Raw genomic sequence first — 21,670 nt, 5'->3', positions numbered from 1 at the left:
CGGGCCATTGACGCGCAAGGGGTTCGATTCTACGTTCCCGTCCGACGACGCGACTGCCGTTCGATATCACGAACGGCTGACCCCACTGAAGGAGCGTCCGCATGAGCCGCATGTCCCGCAAGGCCGCACTTCTCGCCCTTCCCGCCGCGATCCTGCTGGCGCTGACCCCCTCCACCGCCTCCGCCTACCCCAACCCCGGCACCGTCACCGGCTCCACCGTCGTCCACGACCCGACGATGATCCGCGCCGCCGACGGCCGCTACCTCCTCTACGCCACCGGGGGCGGCCTGTCCTACCGCACCTCCACCGACCGCGTCGCCTTCACCGCGGGCAGCGACGCCTTCACCACCAAGCCGAGCTGGTGGTCGACGTACGGGACGACGGAGGCGTGGGCGCCGGACATCTCCTACCAGGGCGGCAAGTACCTGATGTACTACGCCGTCTCGACCTTCGGCTCCAACACGTCCGCCATCGGCCTCGCCGGTTCGACGACGGGCCTGCCCGGCTCCTGGACCGACTACGGCACGGTCTACACCTCCAGCAGCTCCAGCGACTACAACGCCATCGACCCCAACCTCTTCGTCGACGGCGACGGCACCTGGTGGCTGTCGTTCGGCAGCTGGTGGACCGGCCTGAAGATGATCCAGATCAACCCCTCGACCGGCAAGCAGCTGTCGAGCAACACCACCCGCTACTCCCTCGCCTCCCGCCCGACCGGGACGAAGGCCGTCGAGGCGCCGTACATCGTCAAGCGCAACGGCTACTACTACCTCTTCGCCTCCTACGACACCTGCTGCGCCGGCACCAGCTCCACCTACAAGGTCAAGGTCGGCCGGGCCACCAGCGTCACCGGCCCGTACTACGACCAGAGCGGCGTCGCCCTCATGAACAACGGCGGCACCCCGGTGCTGGAGTCCCACGGGCGCTACATCGGCCCCGGCGGCCAGTCGATCATGGCCGACGCCGACGGCGACCTGATCGTCTACCACTACTACGACGGCGAGGACAACGGCACCCCCAAACTCGGCATCAACCTCCTGAACTGGAGCAGCGGATGGCCCGTCGCCTACTGACCCTGCTGGCCGCGCTGCTGCTCGCCCTGTCCCTGGGACAGTCCTCGGCCAGTGCCGCCTCCTTCGCCAACCCGGTCAAGGCGCAGAAGGGCGCCGACCCCTGGATCGCCTACCACGACGGCAACTACTACCTGGTGTCGACGAGCTGGACGGACGTCATCACCGTCCGCAAGTCCGCCACCCTCGCCGGCCTGGCCACCGCGCCGAGCGTGCAGGTGTGGCAGGGCGACGCGGCGAGCCGCTGCTGCAACATCTGGGCCCCCGAGCTGCACTACCTCAACGGCCGCTGGTACCTGTACTACGTCGCCGGCCAGAACGTCTCCGACTACAACCCGACCCAGCGCACCCACGTCCTGGAGAGCACCGGCTCCGACCCGCTCGGCCCGTACACCTACAAGAACCAGCTCAACTCCGCCTGGATGCTGGACCCGACGGTGGCGACCGTCAACGGGCAGCTGTACCTCTTCGGCAGCACGAGCAGCGGCACCCAGAACCTCGTCGCGGCCCGCATGTCGAACCCGTACACCCTCGCCACCGGCTTCTCCACCGTCTCGACGCCCACCTACTCCTGGGAGACGTCGGGCGGCTCGGTGAACGAGGGGCCGGAGATCCTCCAGCGCAACGGGCAGACCTTCCTCGTCTACTCGGCGAGCGGCTGCTGGACCGCCGACTACAAGCTCGGCCAGCTCACCCTCACCGGCAGCGACCCGCTGTCGGCGTCCTCCTGGACGAAGAAGTCCACGCCCGTCTTCCAGCGCAATGACGCAGGCGGCGTCTACGGGCCGGGCCACAACGGCTTCTTCACCTCCCCGGACGGCACCGAGAGCTGGATCGTCTACCACGCCAACGACGTGGCGTCGGAGGGCTGCGACAACGGCCGGACCACCCGCGCCCAGAAGTTCACCTGGAACTCCGACGGCACCCCGAACCTCGGCACCCCGGTCGCCCTCGGCGCGAGCCGGACCGGCCCGTCCGGCGAACCGTCCACCGTCTCCACCACGTACACCCTCACCAACCGCAACAGCGGCAAGTGCCTGGACGTGACGGGCAGTTCGACGGCCGACGGCGCCAACGTCGCGCAGTACACCTGCAACGGCGGCGCCAACCAGCGCTGGCGGATCGAGGACCTCGGCGACGACACCAGCCGTCTCGTCAACGTCGCCTCCGGCAAGGTCCTGGACACCGCCGACTGCTCCACCGCCGACGGCGCCGACCTGCGCCAGTGGAGCTGGCTGGACAACACCTGCCAGCGCTTCCGCTTCGTCGCCACCGACAGCGGCTACGTCCGCGTCGTCAACCAGGCCACCGGCAAGGTCGCCGACGTCGAGAACTGCTCCACGGCCGACTCCGCCGACGTACGACAGTGGACCTGGCTCAACAACACCTGCCAGCAGTGGAGCCTGACCCCGGTGTAGACGACCCCCGCGCCCCTGACCTCCAGGGGCGCGGGGAACTGCGCGAAAGGCCCCGACGGCCCCGCGCCGCTGGCGCACGGTCCGCCCACGGCGCGAAGGCGTGTCCGGCGCGCCCCTGCCGCCGGTGCAGATCGCCCACCCAGGGGCGCGGGGAACTGCGCGAAAGGCCCCGACGGCCCCGCGGCCGCCGGCGCACGGTCCGCCCACGGCGCGAAGGCGTGTCCGGCGCGCCCCTGCCGCCGGTGCAGATCACCGACCCAGGGGCGCGGGGAACTGCGCGAAAGGCCCCGACGGCCCCGCGGCCGCCGATGCACCCTCCGCCCCACGGCGCACAGGCGTGTCCGGTTCAGCCCGGCGGCTCAGCCAACCTGCCCCATCCCCGCCGCCGTCGGCCAGCTCTGCGCGTTGTTCGGCCAGCCCGACGTCGCGGCGGGGGAGAGGCCGTCCGTGCCGCGGACCTGGGCGGCGGTCAGGCCGCCGCGGGCCGGGACACCGGGCGGGGTGGGGCCGGGCATCGGGGCGGCGGGAGCGGCGGGCGGCACCGGGGACATCACGGCCGCCGCCGCCGGGACGGGGGCCGGGGCCGCGGGCGCCGACGGGACGGACGGCGGGAACACCTGGGCCGCCGCCGGCAGCGGCATCCCCGCCCCGCCGGTCTGCGCCGCCACCGGCATCTGGAGGCCGGCGACGGCGGCCGGAGCCGGGGCCGGGGCCGGCCCCGGCAGACCGGCGCCGACGGCCTGAGCGGCGAGGCCCGGCAGGCCGGCGCCGTTGGTGGCACCGATCAGCCGGTCCACGGCCGCCGTGCCCGAGCTGTAGCTGCTCCCGGTGCCCAGCTCGGGCACGGCGGCTCCCCTCCTGGTCCCGTAGAGCACCTGTTCCAGGCCGGACACCAGGCGACGCACGTCCACCTGGGGGCGCACCACGAGCCGCAGGAAGCGGCTGGAGGAACCGATCTTGTTGCCGCACTCGCGGACCAGGATCCGGTGCTCGGTGAGCAGTCGGTCGCGGACCACGGTGCCCTCGGCGCCCACCGGGAGGCGCACGAAGAGGAAGTTCCCCTGGGAGGGGTAGACGGTCAGGCCCGGCAGCGCGGAGAGCTGGCTGGCCATCTCCAGGCGGTCGCGGTACACCTGGTGGAGGCTCTGGGCGTACTCGGCGCCGTGCTCCTTGAGGATGAACACCACGTACTCGGCGAAGGCGTTGAGGTTCCATTTCGGCAGCATGGAGCGGACCCGGCCGGCGAGCGAGGGATTGGCGACCATGTAGCCGAAGCGGATGCCGTGCAGGCCGAAGTTCTTGCCGAGGCTGCGCAGCACGATGACGTTGGGGCGCAGCATCGCCTCCTGGACGACGCTCGGTTCGGCCTCCGCGTCGGCGAACTCCAGGAACGACTCGTCGATGACGACCAGGTCCAGGTCGGCCATCGCGTCCATGAACTGCACGATCGCGTGCTTGTGCAGGAACCCGCCGTCGGGGTTGTTGGGGTTGCAGATGACGGCGGCACGGGTGCCGCGCGCCCGGATGAACTCGGCGTACTGGGCGAGGTCCAGTGCGAAGCCGCTGGATTCCTGGAGCGGGAACATGTCGACCCGCTTGCCGGTCTCCATCGGCTGGTCGGTCCAGCGGCCGAAGGTGGGGACGGGGATGGCGAGGGACTCGCGGACCAGCAGGTGGTCGATCCAGGTGATCAGCTCGGTCGAGCCGTTGCCCATCGCGACCGCCTGCGGCGGGAGCTGGAGCAGGTTGCACAGCTCGGCGGTGATGGTGTCGGCGCTGCTCGGGTAGTACGTGATGATGTCGCGGAGCTTGGCCGCCATCACGTCGAACATCGCCGGGGTGGGGAAGTAGGGGTTGCACGGTATGCAGAAGTCCACCGGGCCGACCCCTTCGCCGCCCTCGCGCGTCAGCGCTGCCATCGACGGGCTGTGCGCCGCGGTGTTGCGGAACAACGAGGAGACGTTGTCGGCCATGGAACCTCCGTACGGGGCGGGCCCGGTGGGGACGACCGGGTCCGTCGTCATGTGGGTGGCCCGCGCGGGGGAGCACGGGCCGCCCTTACATACGGAGACTGGGGTGACGCTGTTCAATCCCTGAGGATTGGGTGAGAAGTTGTGCAGCTCCTGTGAAGGTCCGCCGCCGGCCGGAGGGTCAGGGGCCGAACGAGTGGACGGTCGTAGTCCGGTACGTCTGCCCCGGCCGCAGCACGGTCGACGGGAACGACGGCTTGTTCGGCGAGTCCGGGAAGTGCTGCGTCTCCAGGCACAGGCCGTCGCCCTGCCGGTAGACGGTGCCGCCCGAGCCGACGAGCGTGCCGTCGAGGAAGTTGCCGGAGTAGAACTGGAGCCCCGGCTCGGTGGTGGCGACGCGCAGGGTGCGGCCCGAGGAGGGGTCGCGCAGGGTCGCGACGGGCACCGGCTTCGCCGTGACGCCCTTGTCGAGCACCCAGTTGTGGTCGAGGCCCTGGCCGTACAGCAGCTGCTGGTGGGCGACGCGGATGTCCTCGCCGACGGTCTTGGCCCGGCGGAAGTCGAAGGGGGTGCCGGCCACCTTCGCCAGTTCGCCGGTGGGGATCAGGCCCGAGTCGACGGGGGTGTAGCGGGAGGCGGCGATCTGCAGCTCGTGGTCGTAGACCGAGCCGCTCGCCTCGCCGGCGAGGTTCCAGTAGACGTGGCTGGTGAGGTTGACGACGGTGGCCTTGTCGGTGGTGGCCTCGTAGTCGATGCGCCAGTCGCCCTGCCGGGTGAGGGTGTAGGTGACCTTCACCGTGAGGGTGCCCGGGTAGCCCATCTCCCCGTCGGCGCTCGTGTAGCGCAGGTACAGGCCGACGTCGGAGCCCTTCGTGAACGGCTCGACGTCCCACACCCGCTTGTCGAAGCCCTGGGCGCCGCCGTGCAGGGTGTTCTCGCCGTCGTTGACGCTGATCTGGTGGGCGGTGCCGTCGAGGGTGAACCGGCCCTTGCCGATGCGGTTGCCGTAGCGGCCGATGAGCGCGCCGAAGTACGGGCTCTTGGCGACGTACTCCTCGATCGTGTCGAAGCCGAGGGAAACGTTCCTGTAGCGGCCGTGGCGGTCGGGGATCTCCAGGGACTGGACGATGCCGCCGTAGGAGAGGACCTTCAGGCGGGTGCCGCCGTTGGCCAGCGACCAGAGGTGGACCTTCGTGCCGTCCGCGAGGGTACCGAAGAGCTTCTTCACGGGCGTGCTGCCTCCCGAGGCGTGTGCCGTACCGCCGAGCGTGGTCGCGGCGATCCCGGCGGCCGCGGCGCCCGCGATGACTGTGCGTCGGTTCAGTTCCATGGAGTGCGGCTCCCTTGAAAGGGCGGGGCCCCGCCGGACGCTTCCGGCGGGGCCCCGCTCGTCGACCTACGAACCGGACTTGCGCTTGTTCCAGACGTCGAACCCGACCGCGGCCAACAGGGCCAGGCCCTTGATGACCTGCTGCCAGTCGCTGCCGACGCCGAGGAGGTTCATGCCGTTGTTCAGCACGCCGAGGACCAGACCGCCGATGATCGCACCGAGGACGGTGCCCACACCGCCGCTCATCGACGCGCCGCCGATGAACGCCGAGGCGATCGCCTCGAGTTCGAAGTTCAGTCCCGCCTTCGGACCGGCCGCGTTCAGACGGGCGGCGACCACCAGACCCGCCAGGGCCGCGAGCACGCCCATGTTCAGGAAGACGTAGAAGGTGACCTTCTTGTCCTTCACGCCGGACAGCTTCGCCGCCGGCAGGTTGCCGCCGATCGCGTAGATGTGCCGCCCGAACACCGCGTTGCGCATGACGTAGCCGTAGCCGACCACCAGCACGCCCAGCACCAGCAGGATGATCGGGGCACCCTTGTAGCTGGCGAGCAGCAGGGTGACCACGAGGATCGCGGCGACGATGGAGACGATCTTGAGCAGGAAGATGTTGCGGGGCACGACCTCCAGCGCGAACTCCTGCTGGCGCCCCCGGTCCCGGACCTCCTGGAGCACCACGAAGACGATCAGGGCGATGCCCAGCAGCAGCGTGATGTTGTGGTAGTTGGTGGTCGGGCCGACCTCGGGCAGGAAGCCGTTGCCGATCTTCTGGAGGCCGTCCGGGAAGGGACCGAGGGTCTGGCCCTCCAGCAGGATCTCCGTCACACCGCGGAAGGTCAGCATGCCGGCGAGGGTGACGATGAACGACGGTATGCCGAGATAGGCGATCAGATAGCCCTGGATCGAGCCCGCGACACCGCCCACCACCAGGCAGAGCACCACCGCGACCGGCCACGACACGTCGTGCTGCACGGTCAGTACGGCCGCGAAGGCACCCACGAACGCCGTCAGCGACCCCACCGACAGGTCGATGTGGCCCGCGATGATCACCAGCATCATGCCGATCGCGAGGATCAGGATGTAGCTGTTCTGGAGGACCAGGTTGGAGACGTTGCGCGGCAGCAGAAGGTCGCCGTCGGTCCACACCGCGAAGAGGACGACGATCAGACCGAGGGCGATCAGCATGCCGTACTGGCGCATGTTGCGGCGCAGGCCGTCCAGCATCAGCTGGATCAGGCCGTCGCCCGCCGCCCCCGGGCCCTTGCCCGGCGGCGCGGCGGCCGGGCTCTTGTCGGTCACTTCGGTGCTCATCGCGTTACCTCTTTGTCCTTCGTCATCTGACGCATCAGCACTTCCTGCGTGGCCTCGGCCCGCGGGACCTCGCCCGTGAGGCGTCCGGCGGCCATGGTGTAGATGCGGTCGCACATGCCGAGCAGTTCGGGCAGCTCGGAGGAGATGAAGACGACCGCCTTGCCCTGGGCCGCCAACTGGTCGATGACCGTGTAGATCTCGTACTTGGCGCCCACGTCGATGCCGCGCGTGGGCTCGTCCAGGATCAGCACGTCCGGACCCGCGAAGATCCACTTGCTGAGGACGACCTTCTGCTGGTTGCCGCCGGAGAGCTTGCCGACCGGCTCGAAGACGGTCGGGGCCTTGATGTTCATCGACGTGCGGTAGCCCTCGGAGACCTGCCGCTCCTCGTGCTCGTCGACGATCCCGCGCCGGGCGACCTTTTTCAGGGCGGTGAGCGAGATGTTCCGGTTGATGGTGTCGATGAGGTTGAGGCCGTAGTGCTTGCGGTCCTCGGTGACGTAGGCGATGCCGTGGTCGACCGCCTCCGCGACGGTCTTCGTACGGATCTCCCGGCCGTCCTTGAGGACCGTGCCGCCCGCGTGCCGGCCGTAGCTGCGCCCGAACACGCTCATCGCGAGCTCGGTGCGGCCGGCGCCCATCAGTCCCGCGATGCCGACGATCTCCCCGCGCCGCACGTGGACCGACACGTCGTCGACCACCTTGCGCTGCTGGTCGATCGGGTGGTGCACGGTCCAGTTGCGGATCTCCAGCGCGGGTGCCGCGCCCTCCTCCGGCTGGTGCGGGGTGCGCTCGGGGAAGCGGTGGTCGAGGTCGCGGCCCACCATGCCGCTGATGATCCGGTCCTCGGTCGTCTCCGGCGCCTTCACGTCCAGCGTCTCGATGGACTGGCCGTCGCGGATGATCGTCACCGAGTCGGCGACCTTGCGGATCTCGTTGAGCTTGTGGGAGATGATGATCGAGGTGATGCCCTGCGTCTTCAACTCCAGGATGAGATCCAGGAGTTTGTCGCTGTCCTCGTCGTTCAGGGCCGCGGTCGGCTCATCCAGGATGAGCAGCTTCACCTTCTTCGACAGCGCCTTCGCGATCTCCACGAGCTGCTGCTTGCCCACGCCTATGTCGGCGACGCGGGTCTCCGGGTGATCGCTGAGACCGACCCGGCGCAGCAGTTCGGAGGCGTGCCGCAGGGTCTCGTTCCAGTTGATCAGCCCGCGCGTGGCGTGCTCGTTGCCGAGGAAGATGTTCTCCGCGAGGGAGAGGTACGGCACCAGCGCCAGCTCCTGGTGGATGATCACGATGCCGTGCTGCTCGCTCGCCCGGATGTCCTTGAAGCGGCAGACCTCCCCCTCGAAGAGGATCTCCCCCTCGTAGCTGCCGTGCGGATGGACGCCGGAGAGCACCTTCATCAAGGTGGACTTCCCGGCGCCGTTCTCACCGCAGATGGCGTGGACCTCGCCCTGACGGACGGTCAGCGTGACGTCCGACAGCGCCTTCACACCGGGAAAGGTCTTGACGATCGAGCGCATTTCCAGGACGGGTCCCGCCATGGTCGTGCCTTCCAATCCGTGAGGTTCGACGCTTACTTGAGCTGGTCCGCCGTGTAGTAGCCGCCGTCGACCAGGATCTGCGAGTAGTTGGTCTTGTCGACGCTCACCGGCTGGAGCAGGTAGGCGGGGACGACCTTGGAGCCGTTGTCGTAGGTCTTGGTGTCGTTGACCTCGGGCTCCTTGTCGTTGAGGACCGCGTCGACCATGTTCGAGGCGACCTTGGCCAGCTCGCGCAGGTCCTTGTAGACGGTCTGCGTCTGCCCGCCCGCGATGATCGACTTCACCGAGGCCAGCTCGGCGTCCTGACCGGTGATGACCGGCAGCGCCTTGCTCCCGGAGCCGTAGCCGTCGGACTTCAGCGCGGACAGGATGCCGATGGAGATGCCGTCGTACGGCGAGAGGACCGCGTCGACCTTCTCGGTCTTGTACGACTTGGTGAGGATGTCGTCCATGCGCCGCTGGGCGGTGGCGCCGTCCCAGCGCAGGGTGGTGACCTGGTTGAGCGCGGTCTGGCCGGACTGGACGACCAGCTTCTTGCTGTCGATGTACGGCTTCAGGACGCTCATCGCGCCGTTGAAGAAGTACTTGGTGTTGTTGTCGTCGTTGGAGCCGGCGAACAGCTCGATGTTGAACGGGCCCTTGCCGCTCGCCAGGCCCAGCTTGTCGACGATGTAGTTCGCCTGGAGCTCGCCGACCTTGGTGTTGTCGAAGGAGGCGTAGTAGTCGACGTTCTCCGAGCCGAGGATCAGGCGGTCGTAGGAGATGACCGGGATGTCCGCGTCCTTGGCCTGCTGGAGCACGTTGTTCAGCGACTTGTTGTCGATGGCCGCGATGATCAGCGCCTCGACGCCCTGGGTGATCAGGTTCTCGATCTGCGAGACCTGCTGGTCGGGGTCGTCCTCGCCGTAGACCAGCTTGGTCTTGTAGCCCTTGGCCTCCAGGTCCGCGACGACGTTCTTGCCGTCGGAGATCCAGCGCTCGGAGGACTTGGTCGGCATCGCGATGCCGATGGTCCCGCCCTTGCTGTCGCTCTTCTCCTCCTTGCTCCCGCCGTCGCTGCTCTGACCGCAGGCGGTCAGGGTGAGGGCCAGGGAGGCGGCTCCGGCCACGGCGGCGAGGGCTGCTCTACGAGTACGCATGATCATCATCCTTGATGTGGTGAGAGAGAGCTTCGGTCCTCAGGCGGGAGCGCTCCCCTGCGACGGGGGAGACCGTGCGGAGGAGACCGCGCGGAAGGGACCGAGGAAACGCGCGTGGGGGATTGTGTTCGACTGCGTCGTGTTCTGTGAAGAGGGCTTTCCCGGAACGTTATGCGGAAGTTTCGAAACGCCGCAGCGCGCCCGGGAGTCGGGAGCCCAGCGGGGCCATGTCGCCGTCGGCGCCGTGACGTGCCAACAGATCCAGGGCCAGCCTGCCGCGCCGCACCCGCTCCTTCGCGGTGGACAGCGTCAGGTCCCGCAGATGGTGCCCGTAAGGGTAGATCCCCGGTGCCTTGGAGAGCCCGAACTTCAGGTACAGAGGGGCACCGCGGCGGATCAGTTCGGCCACCTCGTACATCCGGACGTACCCGCCGAGGTCGTCGGGGGCCTCGATGTACATGTCCATCGGTGCGCCCGACACCCGCCGGATCTCGGTGAGGTGATCGAGCGTCAGGTCGCTGGGCACGTTGACGGAGTCGGCGCCGAGCCGCTCGTAGACCGCGTACGCCGCCGGGTTCACCGGGCCGATGAGCGCGCTCACCTTGAGCGTGGTGTCGGCCGGGATGATGCCCGCCTCCCGCGCCCGGTGCAGCGTCCACAGCACGCCCTCGTCGGCGACGAGCAGGCACTTGACGCCCAGCTCCGTCGCCCGGACGGCGTCCTCCACACAGCCGGCCACGGCGTCGTGGCCGCGCGCCCTCAGGCCCGCGCCGCGGGAGTCGGTACGGGTCGACCCGCCGATGTCCCAGGTGCCGCGCGGCCCGGTGAACAGGCACAGTTCGATGTCGCGTTCGCCGGTCGCCTCGACCATCTCGGTGATCTCGGCGTCGGTCAGCATCCACACGCCACTGCCCTGGCTGATCCGGTGGATCGGCACGTCGAGCCGCGAGGCCTCCTTCAGCACGACCGCCAGCGCTTCGGGACCCTCGCACGAGGGGATCTCGGTGCGCCAGCGGCCGCCGCCGGGGAAGCTGTGGGCGGAGGTGTCGGCGGGGTCGAGGGCGGGCGCGTCCAGCCCCAGGGCGGCGAGCGCCTGCTCGCCGGGGCGGCGGGCGGCCGTAGCGGAAGCGTCGGTCGTCACAAGCTGTCCTTCGTGTTCGTTATTTCGGACAAGGTTCGCGGCTCAAGTCGTACGGGCTTGGGTGTACGCCGGTGCGGCGGGTGTCGGAAGGCCCCCCGCACCGGCGTACGTCTAGGGGCGGAGCAGCACCTTGCCCACCTTCGGATCGCCGGATCCCACCAGCTCGATCGCCTCGGAGAACTCGCCGAGCGGCAGCTCGTGCGTGACCAGCGGCAGCGGGTCGAGCAGCCCGGAGGCGAACACCCGCACCGTGTGCGACCAGGCGTCCGGCGGTGCCCCGAAGACGGAGTGCACCTCCAGCTGCCGGACCACCAGGTCGGTCGGGTCCAGCCCGTCGGCGCCGGCCGCCGGGATGCCCGTCAGCACGAGCCGCCCGCCGCGCCGCAGCAGCGCGGCGGAGGTGCGTGCGGCGGACGCGGACCCGGCGGTCTCGATCACGACGTCGAAGTCGTCGGGCAGTTCCTCGTCCCGGGTGCGGAAGGAGGTGGCGCCGAACTGCCGGGCCAGGCCCTCCCGGTCCCGCCGCGTGCCCACGACCAGCAGCTCGCTCGGCGAGCCCGCCCTCAGGAACTGCACGGCGAACATGCCCAGCGTCCCGGTGCCGACGACCGCGACCCGCTCGCCCGGCAGGGCGTGGGCCTTGATCGCGGCGGCCGCGATGCAGGCGGCCGGCTCCAGCAGGGCCGCCGCCGTCAGGTCGGCGTCGTCGGGCAGGACGTGCAGCAGCCGGGCCGGCAGGGTCAGCGTGGCGGCCATCGCGCCCGGCTGGGTGAACCCGGTCTCCTCGTACCCGTCCGTGCACAGCGTCGTCTCGCCGGCGTGGCAGCGGTCGCACACCTGGCAGTTGCGGAAGCCCTCACCGACGACCTTGCGGCCCACCAGGGACTCCGGCACCCCGGCGCCCACGGCCTGGACCGTCCCCGACCACTCGTGCCCGGGGACGAGCGGGTAGCGGACGTACCCCTCGGGCCGGTTGCCCTGGTAGACCTCGCGGTCGCTGCCGCAGATGCCCACCGCGTGCACCCGCACCAGCGCCTCGCCGGGACCGGGCTCGCGAGGCGTGTGCTCGGCGAGCCGGTGCTCGCCGGGCGCCTCGACGACGACGGCGCTGCTCACTTCTCGGTGCCCTTCGGCTTGCGCTGCTCCCAGCCCTCGGCCCACAGGTCGAAGCGGGCCTGCTGCTGCGGGAACTCGGCGGCCGCGTCCACGTCCAGCTCGACGCCGAGACCGGGCGCGTCGGACAGGTGGAAGTACCCGTCGATCACCTCGGGCGCGCCCTTGACGACCTTCTTGATGTCCGCGTCCGCGAAGTCGTTGAAGTGCTCCAGGATCTTGAAGTTCGGCGAGGTGAAGCCGACCTGGAGCGAGGCGGCGGTCAGCACCGAGCCGCCCACGTTGTGCGGGGCGACCAGCATGTAGTGGGTCTCGGCGGTCGCGGCGAGCTTGCGCGTCTCCCAGATGCCGCCGATGTGGCCGACGTCCGGCTGGATGATGTCGACGGCCTGGCTCTCGAAGAGCTCCCGGAACTCGATCCGGTCGTGGATGCGCTCGCCGGTGGCGACCGGCATGTCGACCTTGGCCGCGACCTTCTCCAGCGCCTTGAGGTTCTCCGGCGGGACCGGCTCCTCCAGCCACGCGGGCTTGAACGGCGCCAGCTCCTTGGCGAGGCGGACGGCGGTGGCGGGCGAGAACCGGCCGTGCATCTCCAGCATCAGCTCGGCGTCCGGCCCGATGGCGTCGCGCACGGCCTCGATGAGGGAGACGGCGTACAGGCTCTGCTCGTGGTCCAGCTCGAAGTGGCCGGTCCCGAACGGGTCGATCTTGAGCGCCTTGTACCCGCGCTCCATGACCCCCTGGGCGGCCTTGTGGTAGGCCTCGGGCGTCCGCTCGGTGGTGTACCAGCCGTTGGCGTACGCCTTGACCTTGTCCGTGACCTTGCCGCCCAGCAGCTGCCAGACCGGCACGCCGAGGGCCTTGCCCTTGATGTCCCAGCACGCCATCTCGATGACCGCGATGCCGGACATCACGATCTCGCCGGCCCGCCCGTAGTCGCCGTACTTCATCCGGCGGGTGAGGTCCTCGACAGCGAACGGGTCGGAGCCGAGAATGTGGTTGGCCTCGGCCTCCCTCAGATACCCGATCAACGCGTCGGTGTGGCCCAGCATGCGGGTCTCGCCGACACCCGTGATGCCCTCGTCGGTGTGCACCTGGACGTAGGTCAGGTTGCGCCAGGGCGTACCGACCACGTGAGTGCTGATTCCGGTGATGCGCACGGAAGTTGCCCTTCAGCTGTTCGAGATTTCGTCACACGTTCGAAATGCTGGCGTGACAGTAAGGAGGGGGCGAGGGGGGTGTCAATGGGTCGGACACATAACGGTTTCGACAGTTTCGACAGCGGCTTTTCGGTTTCGATGCCCGGAACGGGTACGGGACCCCTCTCAGGGCCCCGCCGGGAGGCCCTTCGGTTTCCCACACAACCTTCACAGGTACCCCTAGGAACGTCACCCGGCAGGAACTTAGTCTTCCCGCGTCATGGACTACTGCCACCCGTGCCGACGGCACCTCAACGGCGCCCTCGCCTGCCCGGGCTGCGGCACCCCCGCCCAGCACCCGGGCGCACCCGCGCGGGAGACGTGCACGCCGGAGGTGTACCCGGCCCAGGCCTACGCGCCGGAGCCGTACGCCGTTCAGGACGCCGGGGCCGGTATGGACGGAGCTTACGGCTCCGGGGCCGGGATGGACGGAGCCTACGACTCCGGGGCGGGGACGGGCGCAGCTTACGGCTCCGGGGCGGGGGTGCAGGATCCGGGCGCCGGCGCTGACGCGCGGAGGGCCGAGACGGTCACCCCCGAGGCTGCGGCGACCCCCGATGCCGGGGCGGGTGTCCCCGACTCCGATGTGGTGGACCCCGGGGCCGGGGGCCGGGCCGCCCGCCGCCGTGAGCAGGAACGCGGCCGGGGCCGTGGCCGGGGTCGGGCCGGAGGTCAGGGCCGGTCCCGCGGCGGCCGGTCCCACGGGCTGGCGCCCTCCGACGACACCGCTGCTGACGCCGTCGACGACCCCGCCGAAGGCGATGCGAGCCGTCGCGATCGCAAGGCCGCCGTCCACCGCCGGCGCCGCCGCCGCACCCTCCTGATCACCGCGGGCTTCGTCCTGGCGGCCGGCGGACTGAGCCTGGCCGAACTCGGCATCGACGGCGCCGTTCTCCCCGGCTCGAACCCGGCGGCGGCCGGGGGCGAGTCGACGGAGGTCGACGCCGACGAGCCCACGGCAGGCACCGCAGCGGAGGCGCTCGACGCCAGGTCGGACACCGGAGGCCAGGGGGGCTCGGCCTCGCCGGACCCCTCGGCCTCGGCCTCCGCGTCCGCCTCGGGGTCCGCGTCGGCGTCCGCCTCGCCGGGTGCGTCGGAGTCGTCCACGACCGGCCCGGACCAGGACCCCCAGTCGGCGACCGTCCCGGTCACCTCCCCGACCACCTCCGGCTCCGACACCGCGGCGGACACCCCGTCCACCCCGACGTCCGACCCCACGACATCAGAGCCGGCCCCGGAACCGGAGCCTTCGCCTTCGGAAACGTGCGACCGGTTCCTGTGGTGGTGCAGCTGAGCGGAACGGGTGTCGCCGTCAGGGCCTCCCGGGACGGCGGTCGGTCTTGAAGACCGCCCACACCGTCTTGCCGATGACGTGCTCCGTGACGCCCATGTCGTCGGCCGGCTGCCTGATCAGGTGCAATCCCCGTCCTGAGCACGCGAGGGTGTCCGGGGCCTGAAGGGCGGCGAACGGGCTGCCGGTGTCCCGGACCCCCAGGCGCATCACCGTGCCGTCGAGTTCGAGGGTCACGCAGTACTCCCGGCCCGGCGGAACGCCGTGCAGCACCGCGTTCGTGGCGAAGCAGGGGCGGGGTGATGCCTGGGCCGAGGAGGCGGAGGCCCGGGGGCGGCGCGGTACCCAGCGGATCGTCCACGCGGGCGAGGTGCCGGCTCCGGCGGACGTTGCGGGGCTGCTCGGGATCGTGGAGGGTGAGCCTCTGGTGGTGAGGCGGCGCCTGATCCTCCTCGACGACCAGCCGATCGAACGTACCGACACCTACTACCCGACCGCCATCGCCCGGGGCACCCGGCTCGCCGGGACCGCCAGGATCCCGGGTGGAGCCGTCACGCTCCTCGCCGAACTGGGACACGTGGGCGTCCTCGTCACGGAGGACGTGACCGCCGGAATGCCGGACGAGGAGGAGTGGGAAGCCCTGCGGACAGCCGCCGACGAGCCGGTCCTGCGGATCACTCGGCTGACCCGGGACCGCGACGACCGGCCGATCCAGGTCGACCGTATGGTGATGCCCGCCCCACGGCAGAGGCTGCGTTACGAGATCAGGATCGGCGGATGACCGTGCCCAAGGCAGTACCGGAAGCCGCCGACCGCCGCTCGCTGCACGAGAGGATCGCGGCCGATCTGCGCGACGACATCATGAGCGGGGAGTTGGCGGCCGGAGCGAACCTGCCTTCCACGGTGCAGCTCAAGGAGCGCTTCGACGCGTCGAACGCCACTGTCCAGAAGGCCCTTCAGCTTTTGAAGGGCGAAGGTCTGGTGGTCGGAAGGGCCGGCGCGGCCGTCACGGTCCGCGAACACCGCCAGCGCACGGTCCGCCCTGCCGCGCTCGCGGCACCGGGCGCACCTGGAGAGCCCTTCCGCTGGCTCGCCGAAGCGGCCAAGCATGGCACGCGCGCCCGCAGCGAGCTGCTTGACGTGGGGGAGACCCGCCCACCGGCCGATGTCCGCGCCGCCTTCGGCCTCCCGGAGAACGGCACCGCCCTCCTCCGCGGCCAGCTCCTCCTGATCGACGACGAGCCCGCCGAACTCGTGTATTCCTACTATCCGTTGGACATCGCCAGAGGCACGCCACTGACGAGCCGCCGCCGGATCAAGGGCGGAACGCCCGTGCTGCTCACGGAACTCGGTCATCCTCCTCGCCGCAGCGTGGACCGCGTCTCCGCGAGGGTTCCTACCCAGGAGCAGTACCAGGCGCTCCGCCTGACGAGCGGCCTGCCGGTCCTGCGCACCCTGCGGGTCGTGCACAGCGATCGTGAGGAGCCGGTCGAGGTGACCGTGATGGTGAAGGCGGGGCATCTGTACGAGGTGCGGTACGAGTTCGCCGTCGGCGAGTGACCCGCCTTCTTCCGTCACCGCGTCCGGCGCCGCGACGCTCCTCCGCGGGCGGGAGGCGGCTGACCGGTCCCGTAGGCCACCACGTCCACCACGTCGTCGCCGGCCACGCAGTCCAGGGCGCGTCGGCTCAGCCGGTACGTCCAGTAGTGGTGCAGGCCGTACAGCAGGGGCCCGGACAGGGCCAGTGCCAGTTCGGCCTGCCACGGCATCGTTCCCGTGGGCAGTGCCGTGGCCAACGGCGAAACCACGGCGGCCGTTCCCGTGGCGCGCATTCCCGTCACCATTCCTCACCGCCGTCATGTCGCCGGGAATTCAATATCGCTCGCCGTGTCGACCGGGCCCGCAGGGTGACGCGGAGCGCATGGGCGAGATGGCGGCGGCGAGGCTCGGCGGAAAGGGTCCGGCGCCTGTCGGCCGGCCAAGCGCCAGACCTTCTTACGGACTTCGGCCCGTGCGACGCGGATCGTCCGAAGGGCGGTGTCGCCGGAGGCGGCGAGGACGTCGACCAGGCGGGAGACCGTCGGGTCGGAGGCGACCGGCCCGAACACGGCCGGCTCGGCTCGCAGCATGCCGACGTCGGCCAGGCAGTCCCCGCCCATCGCGACTGCCAGCGCGAGGTCCGGGAGGTGGCGTGGTCACAGCGCGATGCGGACGGTCTTGACTTGGGTGTAGGTGTCGAGTCCCTCCAGGCCGCCTTCGCGGCCCAGGCCGGACTGCTTGTAGCCCCCGAAGGGGAGGTTGCCGGTGCTCATCTCGGCCCAGGTGTTGATCCAGACGGTGCCGGCCTCGATGGCTGCGGCCATGCGGTGTGCGGTGGTGAGGTTGGTGGTCCAGACGGAGGCGGCCAGTCCGTAGTCGGTGTCGTTGGCCTGGGCGATGGCGTCGTCGATGTCGGTGAAGGTGGTGATCACGCCGACGGGGCCGAAGATCTCCTCGCGGACGACGCGCATGTCGGGGCGGACGTCGTCGAGGAGGGTGGGGGCGAAGAAGTATCCGTGGTCACCGAAGCGCCCGCCGCCGGTCACCACGTTCGCGCCCTCCTCGCGGGCGGTGTCGAGGTAGGAGCGGACGCGGTCGAACTGCGCCTTGGTGGAGAGCGGTCCCACCAGCGTGCCCTGGGTCAGCGGGTCGCCCGGGGTGAATGCCTCCATCGTCTTCAGCAACTTCTCGACGAACTCCTCGCGGATGCTCTCCTCGACGAACACCCGTGATCCGGCGACGCAGACCTGTCCCGCGTTACCCAGGAAGCCGGCCGCCACGCCGCGGACCGCGACGTCAAGGTCGGCGTCGGCGAAGACGACCGACGGCGACTTGCCGCCCAGTTCGAGCGTTATGCGCTTGAGCGTGTCGGTGGCCTGGCGCTGGACCAGCTTGCCGGTCGCGGTCGACCCGGTGAAGGCGATCTTCGCGACACCGGGGTGCGCGACCAGCGCGTGGCCCGCCTCGGCGCCCAGGCCGGTGACGACGTTCACGACACCGGCCGGCAGATCGGTGCCGGTCAGCAGCTCGGCCAGGCGCAGCGTGCTCAGCGAGGCGGTCTCGGCCGGCTTGAGCACGACGGTGTTACCGGCCGCCAGGGCCGGGGCGAGCTTGCCGGGCAGTTGGCCCATCGGACCGTTCCAGCCCCAGATGATGCCGACGACACCGAGGGGCTCCTTGCGGGTGTAGGCCATGCGGTCCTTGCCTGCGGGAACACTCACGCCGGACAGCTTGGTGGGCCAGCCCGCGTAGTAGCGGAAGACCTCACTCGCCTCGGCCAGCATGTGTGCGGTCAGCATGTGGGGTGCGCCCATGTTGACCGAGTCGATGGTGGCCAGTTCGTCGGCGTGTTCCTCGATGACGTCGGCGATCTGGTTCAGGATCCGGCCGCGCCGGTCGGGGCTCATTTCCGCCCAGGAGGGATCGGTGAACGCCGCCCGCGCGGCGTGGACCGCGGCGTCGACGTCGGCTGCCTCGCCGCGCGGCACACTGGCCAGCGCCTCTTCGGTGGCCGGGTCGGTGTTCGGCAGCGTTCGTCCGGAGAATGCGGCGACCTGCCGGCCTCCGATCCACATCATCCGCTCCCCGCCCCGCACGTACGCGGGGATGTCACGGCGGGCGGTGTCGGCGACGGGCGGGGCGCTCACAGTCGCAGTCATGGTTGTTCCTCTCCTGGTGTCCTGACAGCAGATCCGTCATAAGCGGATTGGGTGTCCACTTAACGTAGCGGACAGGCTGTCCGTTTACAAGGAGAAGTGAGAAGGGTATCCGGTACGCTGAGGTTCTGGACGCCGAAGGAAGGAAGGAAGCATCCGCCGTGAGCGCTGAGCCCGCCCCTGTCCGACGTGCCGACGCCGAGCGCAACCGGTCGAAGATCATCGCGGTCGCCCGCGAGGCCTTCGCCGAACCCGGTGCCGCACCGTCGATGGCCGAGATCGCCCGACGCGCCGGCGTCGGCATGGCCACGCTCTACCGCAACTTCCCCGGCAGACTCGAACTGGTTGAGGAACTCTTCCGCCACACCGTCGACGACATGTGCCAAGCCGCCGAATCCGTCAGTGGCGACACGCCTGGCGAGGCCTTCTTCGCCTGGCTCATGCGCTTCCACGCCCTCGGCGCCCGCAAAGGACCTCTCGCCTCCGTCCTCCTCTCCGAATCCGCCCATGGCACCCCCATCCTCCGCGCCAGCCGCTCCCGCACAATCGCGGCCGGCGAACCCCTTTTCCGCGCCGCGCAACGCAGCGGAGAAGTGCGCGACGACGTCTCTCTCGGACAGATCCTCGACGGCCTCGTCGCGCTCGCCGGCATCGACAACGGCCCGGACTTCCCCGGCGCCCTGATCCGCATCCTGCTCGACGGTCTGCGTCCGAATCCGGGCACCACGGGCGGAGCGCCGACTGCCAGTGAAGGCATGGACACCCCCACGACCACAAGAAGGAGAGAGTGATGGGCGTCCGCCTCCCCGTAAGACCCCGCGCCTACCTGTGCCGCCGCAGGATCCGCTGCACCTTTCCGGACAAGGCCGGCCAAGCGCTGCCGTCGGCAGCTTCGGCGTCGGGGCATGGGCCCAGGATCCCTGGCAGCGGACAGGATCCAGACAAGCCCTCACCGATGCAGGTCAGAGCCGCTCTCCACTCGCTCGAATCAAGTCCCGGAGAGGCCGGCTCGTGAAAGCCCGAGGCTGCGGGTCGCCGGAATGGCGTGCCGCCGGCGCCCGCAGCCGGCCGGCCTGGTTGTGGCTGAGGACGTCGTAGTCGCCGCCGATGATGTACGCCGGCCGACGAGTGTCAGCCGCCGGCGTCCGAGGCGTGTCGGTCGTCGGTGTGCGAGGCGTGTCGGCCGTCGGCGTCCGGCGGCGTCACCATCCGGCGCAGCAACCCCCGCAGCACCCCCCGTTCCTCCTCCGTCAGGCCCGCCAGGGGTTCGCGGGCGAAGCGCAGGCCCTCGCGGAGGGCCTTGGCCACCCGGCGGCCCTCCGCGGTGGCGGCCGCCAGCTTGACGCGGCGGTCGGCCGGGTCGGGGCGGCGTTCGGCCAGGCCCCGGGCCTCCAGGCGGTCGACGATGCCGGTCACGTTGGACGGCTCGCACTTGAGCCGGTTCGCCAGCTTGCGCATGGGCAGCGGTTCCAGGGAGAGCAGGCTGAGCAGGCGGGCCTGGGCGCCGGTGAGCGCGTAGGCGGCGGCGGCTTCCTCGTAGTCCTCGTGGAAGCGGGCCACCACCTCGCCGATCAGTTCGACGACCTCCAGGGTCAGGGCGTCGGGGCGGCGGGCCGGGGGTGAGGGTGCCATGGTGGACAGGGTACCCGGCTTACTTGACATCCTGAAATATTTAGACGCATGGTTGTTTCAGTTAGTGAAACATCAGAGAGGCTTCCCCCATGACCGACTCCGCCCTCCCCGCCGCCGGCCGCGAATGGCGCCTGCTCAGCCGACCCGTCGGCTGGCCGAAGCCCGAGGACTTCGAGCTGGCCGAGGCGGAGGTACGGCGGCCCGGACCCGGCCAGGTCCTCGTCCGCAACGAGTACCTCTCCGTCGACCCCTACATGCGCGGCCGGATGAGCGCCGCCAAGTCCTACGTCGCCCCCTACGAGCTGGGCAAGGCCATGCAGGGCGGCGCGGTCGGCGAGGTCGTCGCCTCCGAGGCCGAGGGCATCGCCCCGGGCGACCACGTCCTGCACTTCGGCGGCTGGCGCGAGTACGCCACCGTCGACGGCGGGCAGGTCGTCCGGGTCGACCCCGAGGCCGCGCCCCTCTCCACGTACCTGGGCGTCCTCGGCATGACCGGCCTCACCGCGTACGCGGGCCTGCTGCGCACCGCCTCCTTCAAGGAGGGCGACGCGGTGTTCGTGTCCGGCGCGGCGGGCGCCGTCGGCAGCCAGGTGGGGCAGATCGCCCGGCTGAAGGGCGCCTCGCGGGTCATCGGCTCCGCCGGATCCGACGACAAGGTCAAGCTGCTGGTCGAGGAGTACGGCTTCGACGCCGCGTTCAACTACCGGAGCGGCCCGGTCGCCGAGCAGCTGCGCGAGGCCGCGCCCGACGGTGTCGACGTCTACTTCGACAACGTCGGCGGCGACCACCTGGAGGCCGCCATCGGCTCCCTCAACCGGGACGGCCGTATCGCGGTCTGCGGCATGATCTCCCTCTACAACAACACCGAGCCCGCCCCCGGCCCGAAGAACCTCGTCCGCCTCATCCAGACCCGCGGCCGCATCGAGGGCTTCCTGGTCGGTGACCACTACGACCTCCAGCCGCAGTTCGTCCAGGAGGTCGGCGCCTGGGTCCGCTCCGGCGAGCTCAAGTACCGCGAGACGGTCGTCGAGGGCATCGAGAACAACCTGGAGGCGTTCTTCGGCGTCCTGCGCGGCGACAACACCGGGAAGATGATCGTCAAGCTGTAGCCGACGCGGGCGGGATGGGGTACGTCCTCGGCCCGGGAGGCCTCCCGTGGCCCGGGGCACGTCCTCGGCCCGGGAGGCCTCCCGCGGCCCGGGGCACGTCCTCGGCCCGCGAGGCCTCCCGTGTCCGCGAGACCTTCCTCGGTCCGGCGGGGCCTTCCTCCGTACTTCCGTGATGCGGTAAGTTTTTTCCGCATCCCGTCGCGGTCGTGGGCGCGCGTCGCGGCGGACCGAGGAGGAGAGAGCCCCATGCCGATTCAGCAGTCCGACGTCCTGTACACCGCCGTCGCCACCGCCGAGAACGGCCGCGACGGCCGGGTCGCCACCGATGACGGCCGGCTCGACGTGATCGTGAACCCGCCGAAGGAGATGGGCGGCAGCGGCGCCGGCACCAACCCGGAGCAGCTGTTCGCCGCCGGCTACAGCGCCTGCTTCCAGGGCGCCCTCGGCGTCGTCGCCCGCCAGGAGGGGGCCGACCTCACCGGCTCGACCGTCACCGCGAAGGTGGGCATCGGCAAGAACGACGACGGCTTCGGGCTCGTCGTCGAGATCTCGGCCCACCTCCCGAACACCGACCCCGGCACGGCCCGCGCCCTGCTGGAGAAGGCCCACCAGGTCTGCCCGTACTCGAAGGCGACCCGAGGGAACATCACCGTGACGCTCGCCTGACGGCGCTCACCGCGTCGTCGCGCAGGGCGGAGGCCGCAC

General features: G+C 70.4%; 20 protein-coding genes and 1 pseudogene. 8 read left to right on the top strand and 13 right to left on the bottom strand.

Going from position 1 to position 21,670, the window contains the following annotated elements:
* The first annotated feature begins 101 nt into the window (after positions 1 to 101).
* Positions 102 to 1,073 carry an arabinan endo-1,5-alpha-L-arabinosidase gene (locus tag ACFYWQ_RS02400; protein ID WP_389512004.1) on the top strand — a complete coding sequence of 324 codons (972 nt, stop codon included), beginning with the start codon at positions 102 to 104 and terminating at the stop codon, positions 1,071 to 1,073.
* Positions 1,055 to 2,488: a family 43 glycosylhydrolase gene (locus ACFYWQ_RS02395; RefSeq protein ID WP_389512003.1), complete on the top strand. Its 1,434-nt coding sequence runs from the start codon at positions 1,055 to 1,057 to the stop codon at positions 2,486 to 2,488. The genes ACFYWQ_RS02400 and ACFYWQ_RS02395 overlap by 19 nt, the downstream gene beginning before the upstream one ends.
* A 359-nt stretch (positions 2,489 to 2,847) precedes the next feature.
* Here the strand turns inward: ACFYWQ_RS02395 and ACFYWQ_RS02390 are convergent, their stop codons facing one another.
* From ACFYWQ_RS02390 to ACFYWQ_RS02355, 8 genes are all read right to left on the bottom strand, one after another.
* On the bottom strand, positions 2,848 to 4,461 hold the full coding sequence (locus ACFYWQ_RS02390) for a pyridoxal phosphate-dependent aminotransferase (protein WP_389512002.1): 1,614 nt from the start codon (positions 4,459 to 4,461) through the stop codon (positions 2,848 to 2,850).
* A 178-nt stretch (positions 4,462 to 4,639) separates the two neighbouring features.
* On the bottom strand, positions 4,640 to 5,788 hold the full coding sequence (locus tag ACFYWQ_RS02385; protein ID WP_389512001.1) for an aldose epimerase family protein: 1,149 nt from the start codon (positions 5,786 to 5,788) through the stop codon (positions 4,640 to 4,642).
* Positions 5,789 to 5,854: 66 nt separating this feature from the next.
* Positions 5,855 to 7,099 carry a multiple monosaccharide ABC transporter permease gene (gene mmsB / locus ACFYWQ_RS02380; protein WP_389511999.1) on the bottom strand — a complete coding sequence of 415 codons (1,245 nt, stop codon included), beginning with the start codon at positions 7,097 to 7,099 and terminating at the stop codon, positions 5,855 to 5,857.
* Complete coding sequence (mmsA, locus tag ACFYWQ_RS02375) at positions 7,096 to 8,646, bottom strand: multiple monosaccharide ABC transporter ATP-binding protein (protein ID WP_389511997.1); 1,551 nt, start codon at positions 8,644 to 8,646, stop codon at positions 7,096 to 7,098. The genes mmsB and mmsA overlap by 4 nt, the downstream gene beginning before the upstream one ends.
* Before the next feature lie 32 nt (positions 8,647 to 8,678).
* Positions 8,679 to 9,785 (bottom strand): multiple monosaccharide ABC transporter substrate-binding protein, encoded by a 1,107-nt coding sequence (chvE, locus tag ACFYWQ_RS02370; protein WP_389511995.1) that lies wholly within the window; start codon positions 9,783 to 9,785, stop codon positions 8,679 to 8,681.
* 169 nt (positions 9,786 to 9,954) lie between these two features.
* Positions 9,955 to 10,926: a hypothetical protein gene (locus tag ACFYWQ_RS02365; RefSeq protein WP_389511993.1), complete on the bottom strand. Its 972-nt coding sequence runs from the start codon at positions 10,924 to 10,926 to the stop codon at positions 9,955 to 9,957.
* Between the two features lie 111 nt (positions 10,927 to 11,037).
* Entirely contained in the window at positions 11,038 to 12,042 is a 1,005-nt protein-coding gene (locus ACFYWQ_RS02360; protein WP_389511991.1) for a zinc-binding dehydrogenase, read from the bottom strand.
* Positions 12,039 to 13,199, bottom strand: coding sequence for a mandelate racemase/muconate lactonizing enzyme family protein (locus ACFYWQ_RS02355; protein WP_389511989.1), 1,161 nt, complete (start codon positions 13,197 to 13,199; stop codon positions 12,039 to 12,041). The genes ACFYWQ_RS02360 and ACFYWQ_RS02355 overlap by 4 nt, the downstream gene beginning before the upstream one ends.
* A gap of 259 nt (positions 13,200 to 13,458) precedes the next feature.
* Between ACFYWQ_RS02355 and ACFYWQ_RS02350 the strand changes: the two genes are divergently transcribed.
* Positions 13,459 to 14,532 (top strand): hypothetical protein, encoded by a 1,074-nt coding sequence (locus ACFYWQ_RS02350; protein WP_389511986.1) that lies wholly within the window; start codon positions 13,459 to 13,461, stop codon positions 14,530 to 14,532.
* A gap of 18 nt (positions 14,533 to 14,550) precedes the next feature.
* Here the strand turns inward: ACFYWQ_RS02350 and ACFYWQ_RS02345 are convergent, their stop codons facing one another.
* On the bottom strand, positions 14,551 to 14,766 hold the full coding sequence (locus ACFYWQ_RS02345; RefSeq protein ID WP_389511984.1) for an ATP-binding protein: 216 nt from the start codon (positions 14,764 to 14,766) through the stop codon (positions 14,551 to 14,553).
* Between the two features lie 43 nt (positions 14,767 to 14,809).
* Here ACFYWQ_RS02345 and ACFYWQ_RS02340 point away from each other — a divergent pair, with 43 nt between their 5' ends.
* Positions 14,810 to 15,310: a GntR family transcriptional regulator gene (locus ACFYWQ_RS02340; protein WP_389511982.1), complete on the top strand. Its 501-nt coding sequence runs from the start codon at positions 14,810 to 14,812 to the stop codon at positions 15,308 to 15,310.
* On the top strand, positions 15,307 to 16,089 hold the full coding sequence (locus ACFYWQ_RS02335) for a GntR family transcriptional regulator (RefSeq protein WP_389511980.1): 783 nt from the start codon (positions 15,307 to 15,309) through the stop codon (positions 16,087 to 16,089). The genes ACFYWQ_RS02340 and ACFYWQ_RS02335 overlap by 4 nt, the downstream gene beginning before the upstream one ends.
* 14 nt (positions 16,090 to 16,103) lie before the next feature.
* Here the strand turns inward: ACFYWQ_RS02335 and ACFYWQ_RS02330 are convergent, their stop codons facing one another.
* The 3 genes and pseudogenes from ACFYWQ_RS02330 to ACFYWQ_RS02320 all read right to left on the bottom strand — a co-directional run bounded on the left by ACFYWQ_RS02330 (position 16,104) and on the right by ACFYWQ_RS02320 (position 18,227).
* On the bottom strand, positions 16,104 to 16,361 hold the full coding sequence (locus tag ACFYWQ_RS02330; protein WP_389511978.1) for a hypothetical protein: 258 nt from the start codon (positions 16,359 to 16,361) through the stop codon (positions 16,104 to 16,106).
* Between the two features lie 126 nt (positions 16,362 to 16,487).
* Positions 16,488 to 16,715 (bottom strand): annotated as a pseudogene (locus tag ACFYWQ_RS02325) (IS1380 family transposase); the annotation flags it as partial.
* A gap of 9 nt (positions 16,716 to 16,724) precedes the next feature.
* Positions 16,725 to 18,227 (bottom strand): aldehyde dehydrogenase family protein, encoded by a 1,503-nt coding sequence (locus tag ACFYWQ_RS02320; protein ID WP_389511977.1) that lies wholly within the window; start codon positions 18,225 to 18,227, stop codon positions 16,725 to 16,727.
* A gap of 158 nt (positions 18,228 to 18,385) precedes the next feature.
* Between ACFYWQ_RS02320 and ACFYWQ_RS02315 the strand changes: the two genes are divergently transcribed.
* Positions 18,386 to 19,015 (top strand): TetR/AcrR family transcriptional regulator, encoded by a 630-nt coding sequence (locus tag ACFYWQ_RS02315; RefSeq protein ID WP_389511975.1) that lies wholly within the window; start codon positions 18,386 to 18,388, stop codon positions 19,013 to 19,015.
* Between the two features lie 340 nt (positions 19,016 to 19,355).
* Here the strand turns inward: ACFYWQ_RS02315 and ACFYWQ_RS02310 are convergent, their stop codons facing one another.
* Positions 19,356 to 19,856: a MarR family winged helix-turn-helix transcriptional regulator gene (locus ACFYWQ_RS02310; protein WP_389511973.1), complete on the bottom strand. Its 501-nt coding sequence runs from the start codon at positions 19,854 to 19,856 to the stop codon at positions 19,356 to 19,358.
* An 89-nt stretch (positions 19,857 to 19,945) separates the two neighbouring features.
* Here ACFYWQ_RS02310 and ACFYWQ_RS02305 point away from each other — a divergent pair, with 89 nt between their 5' ends.
* Both ACFYWQ_RS02305 and ACFYWQ_RS02300 read left to right on the top strand, forming a co-directional pair.
* Complete coding sequence (locus tag ACFYWQ_RS02305) at positions 19,946 to 20,965, top strand: NADP-dependent oxidoreductase (protein WP_389511971.1); 1,020 nt, start codon at positions 19,946 to 19,948, stop codon at positions 20,963 to 20,965.
* Between the two features lie 246 nt (positions 20,966 to 21,211).
* Positions 21,212 to 21,631 carry an organic hydroperoxide resistance protein gene (locus ACFYWQ_RS02300; protein WP_389511969.1) on the top strand — a complete coding sequence of 140 codons (420 nt, stop codon included), beginning with the start codon at positions 21,212 to 21,214 and terminating at the stop codon, positions 21,629 to 21,631.
* The last annotated feature ends 39 nt before the right edge of the window (positions 21,632 to 21,670 follow it).

The sequence above is a fragment of the Streptomyces sp. NPDC003247 genome (assembly GCF_042888135.1).
In the GTDB taxonomy this organism is placed as follows: domain Bacteria; phylum Actinomycetota; class Actinomycetes; order Streptomycetales; family Streptomycetaceae; genus Streptomyces.
Note: the sequence above shows the minus strand (reverse complement) of the source record. Positions and strands in the feature narration are given on the sequence as shown.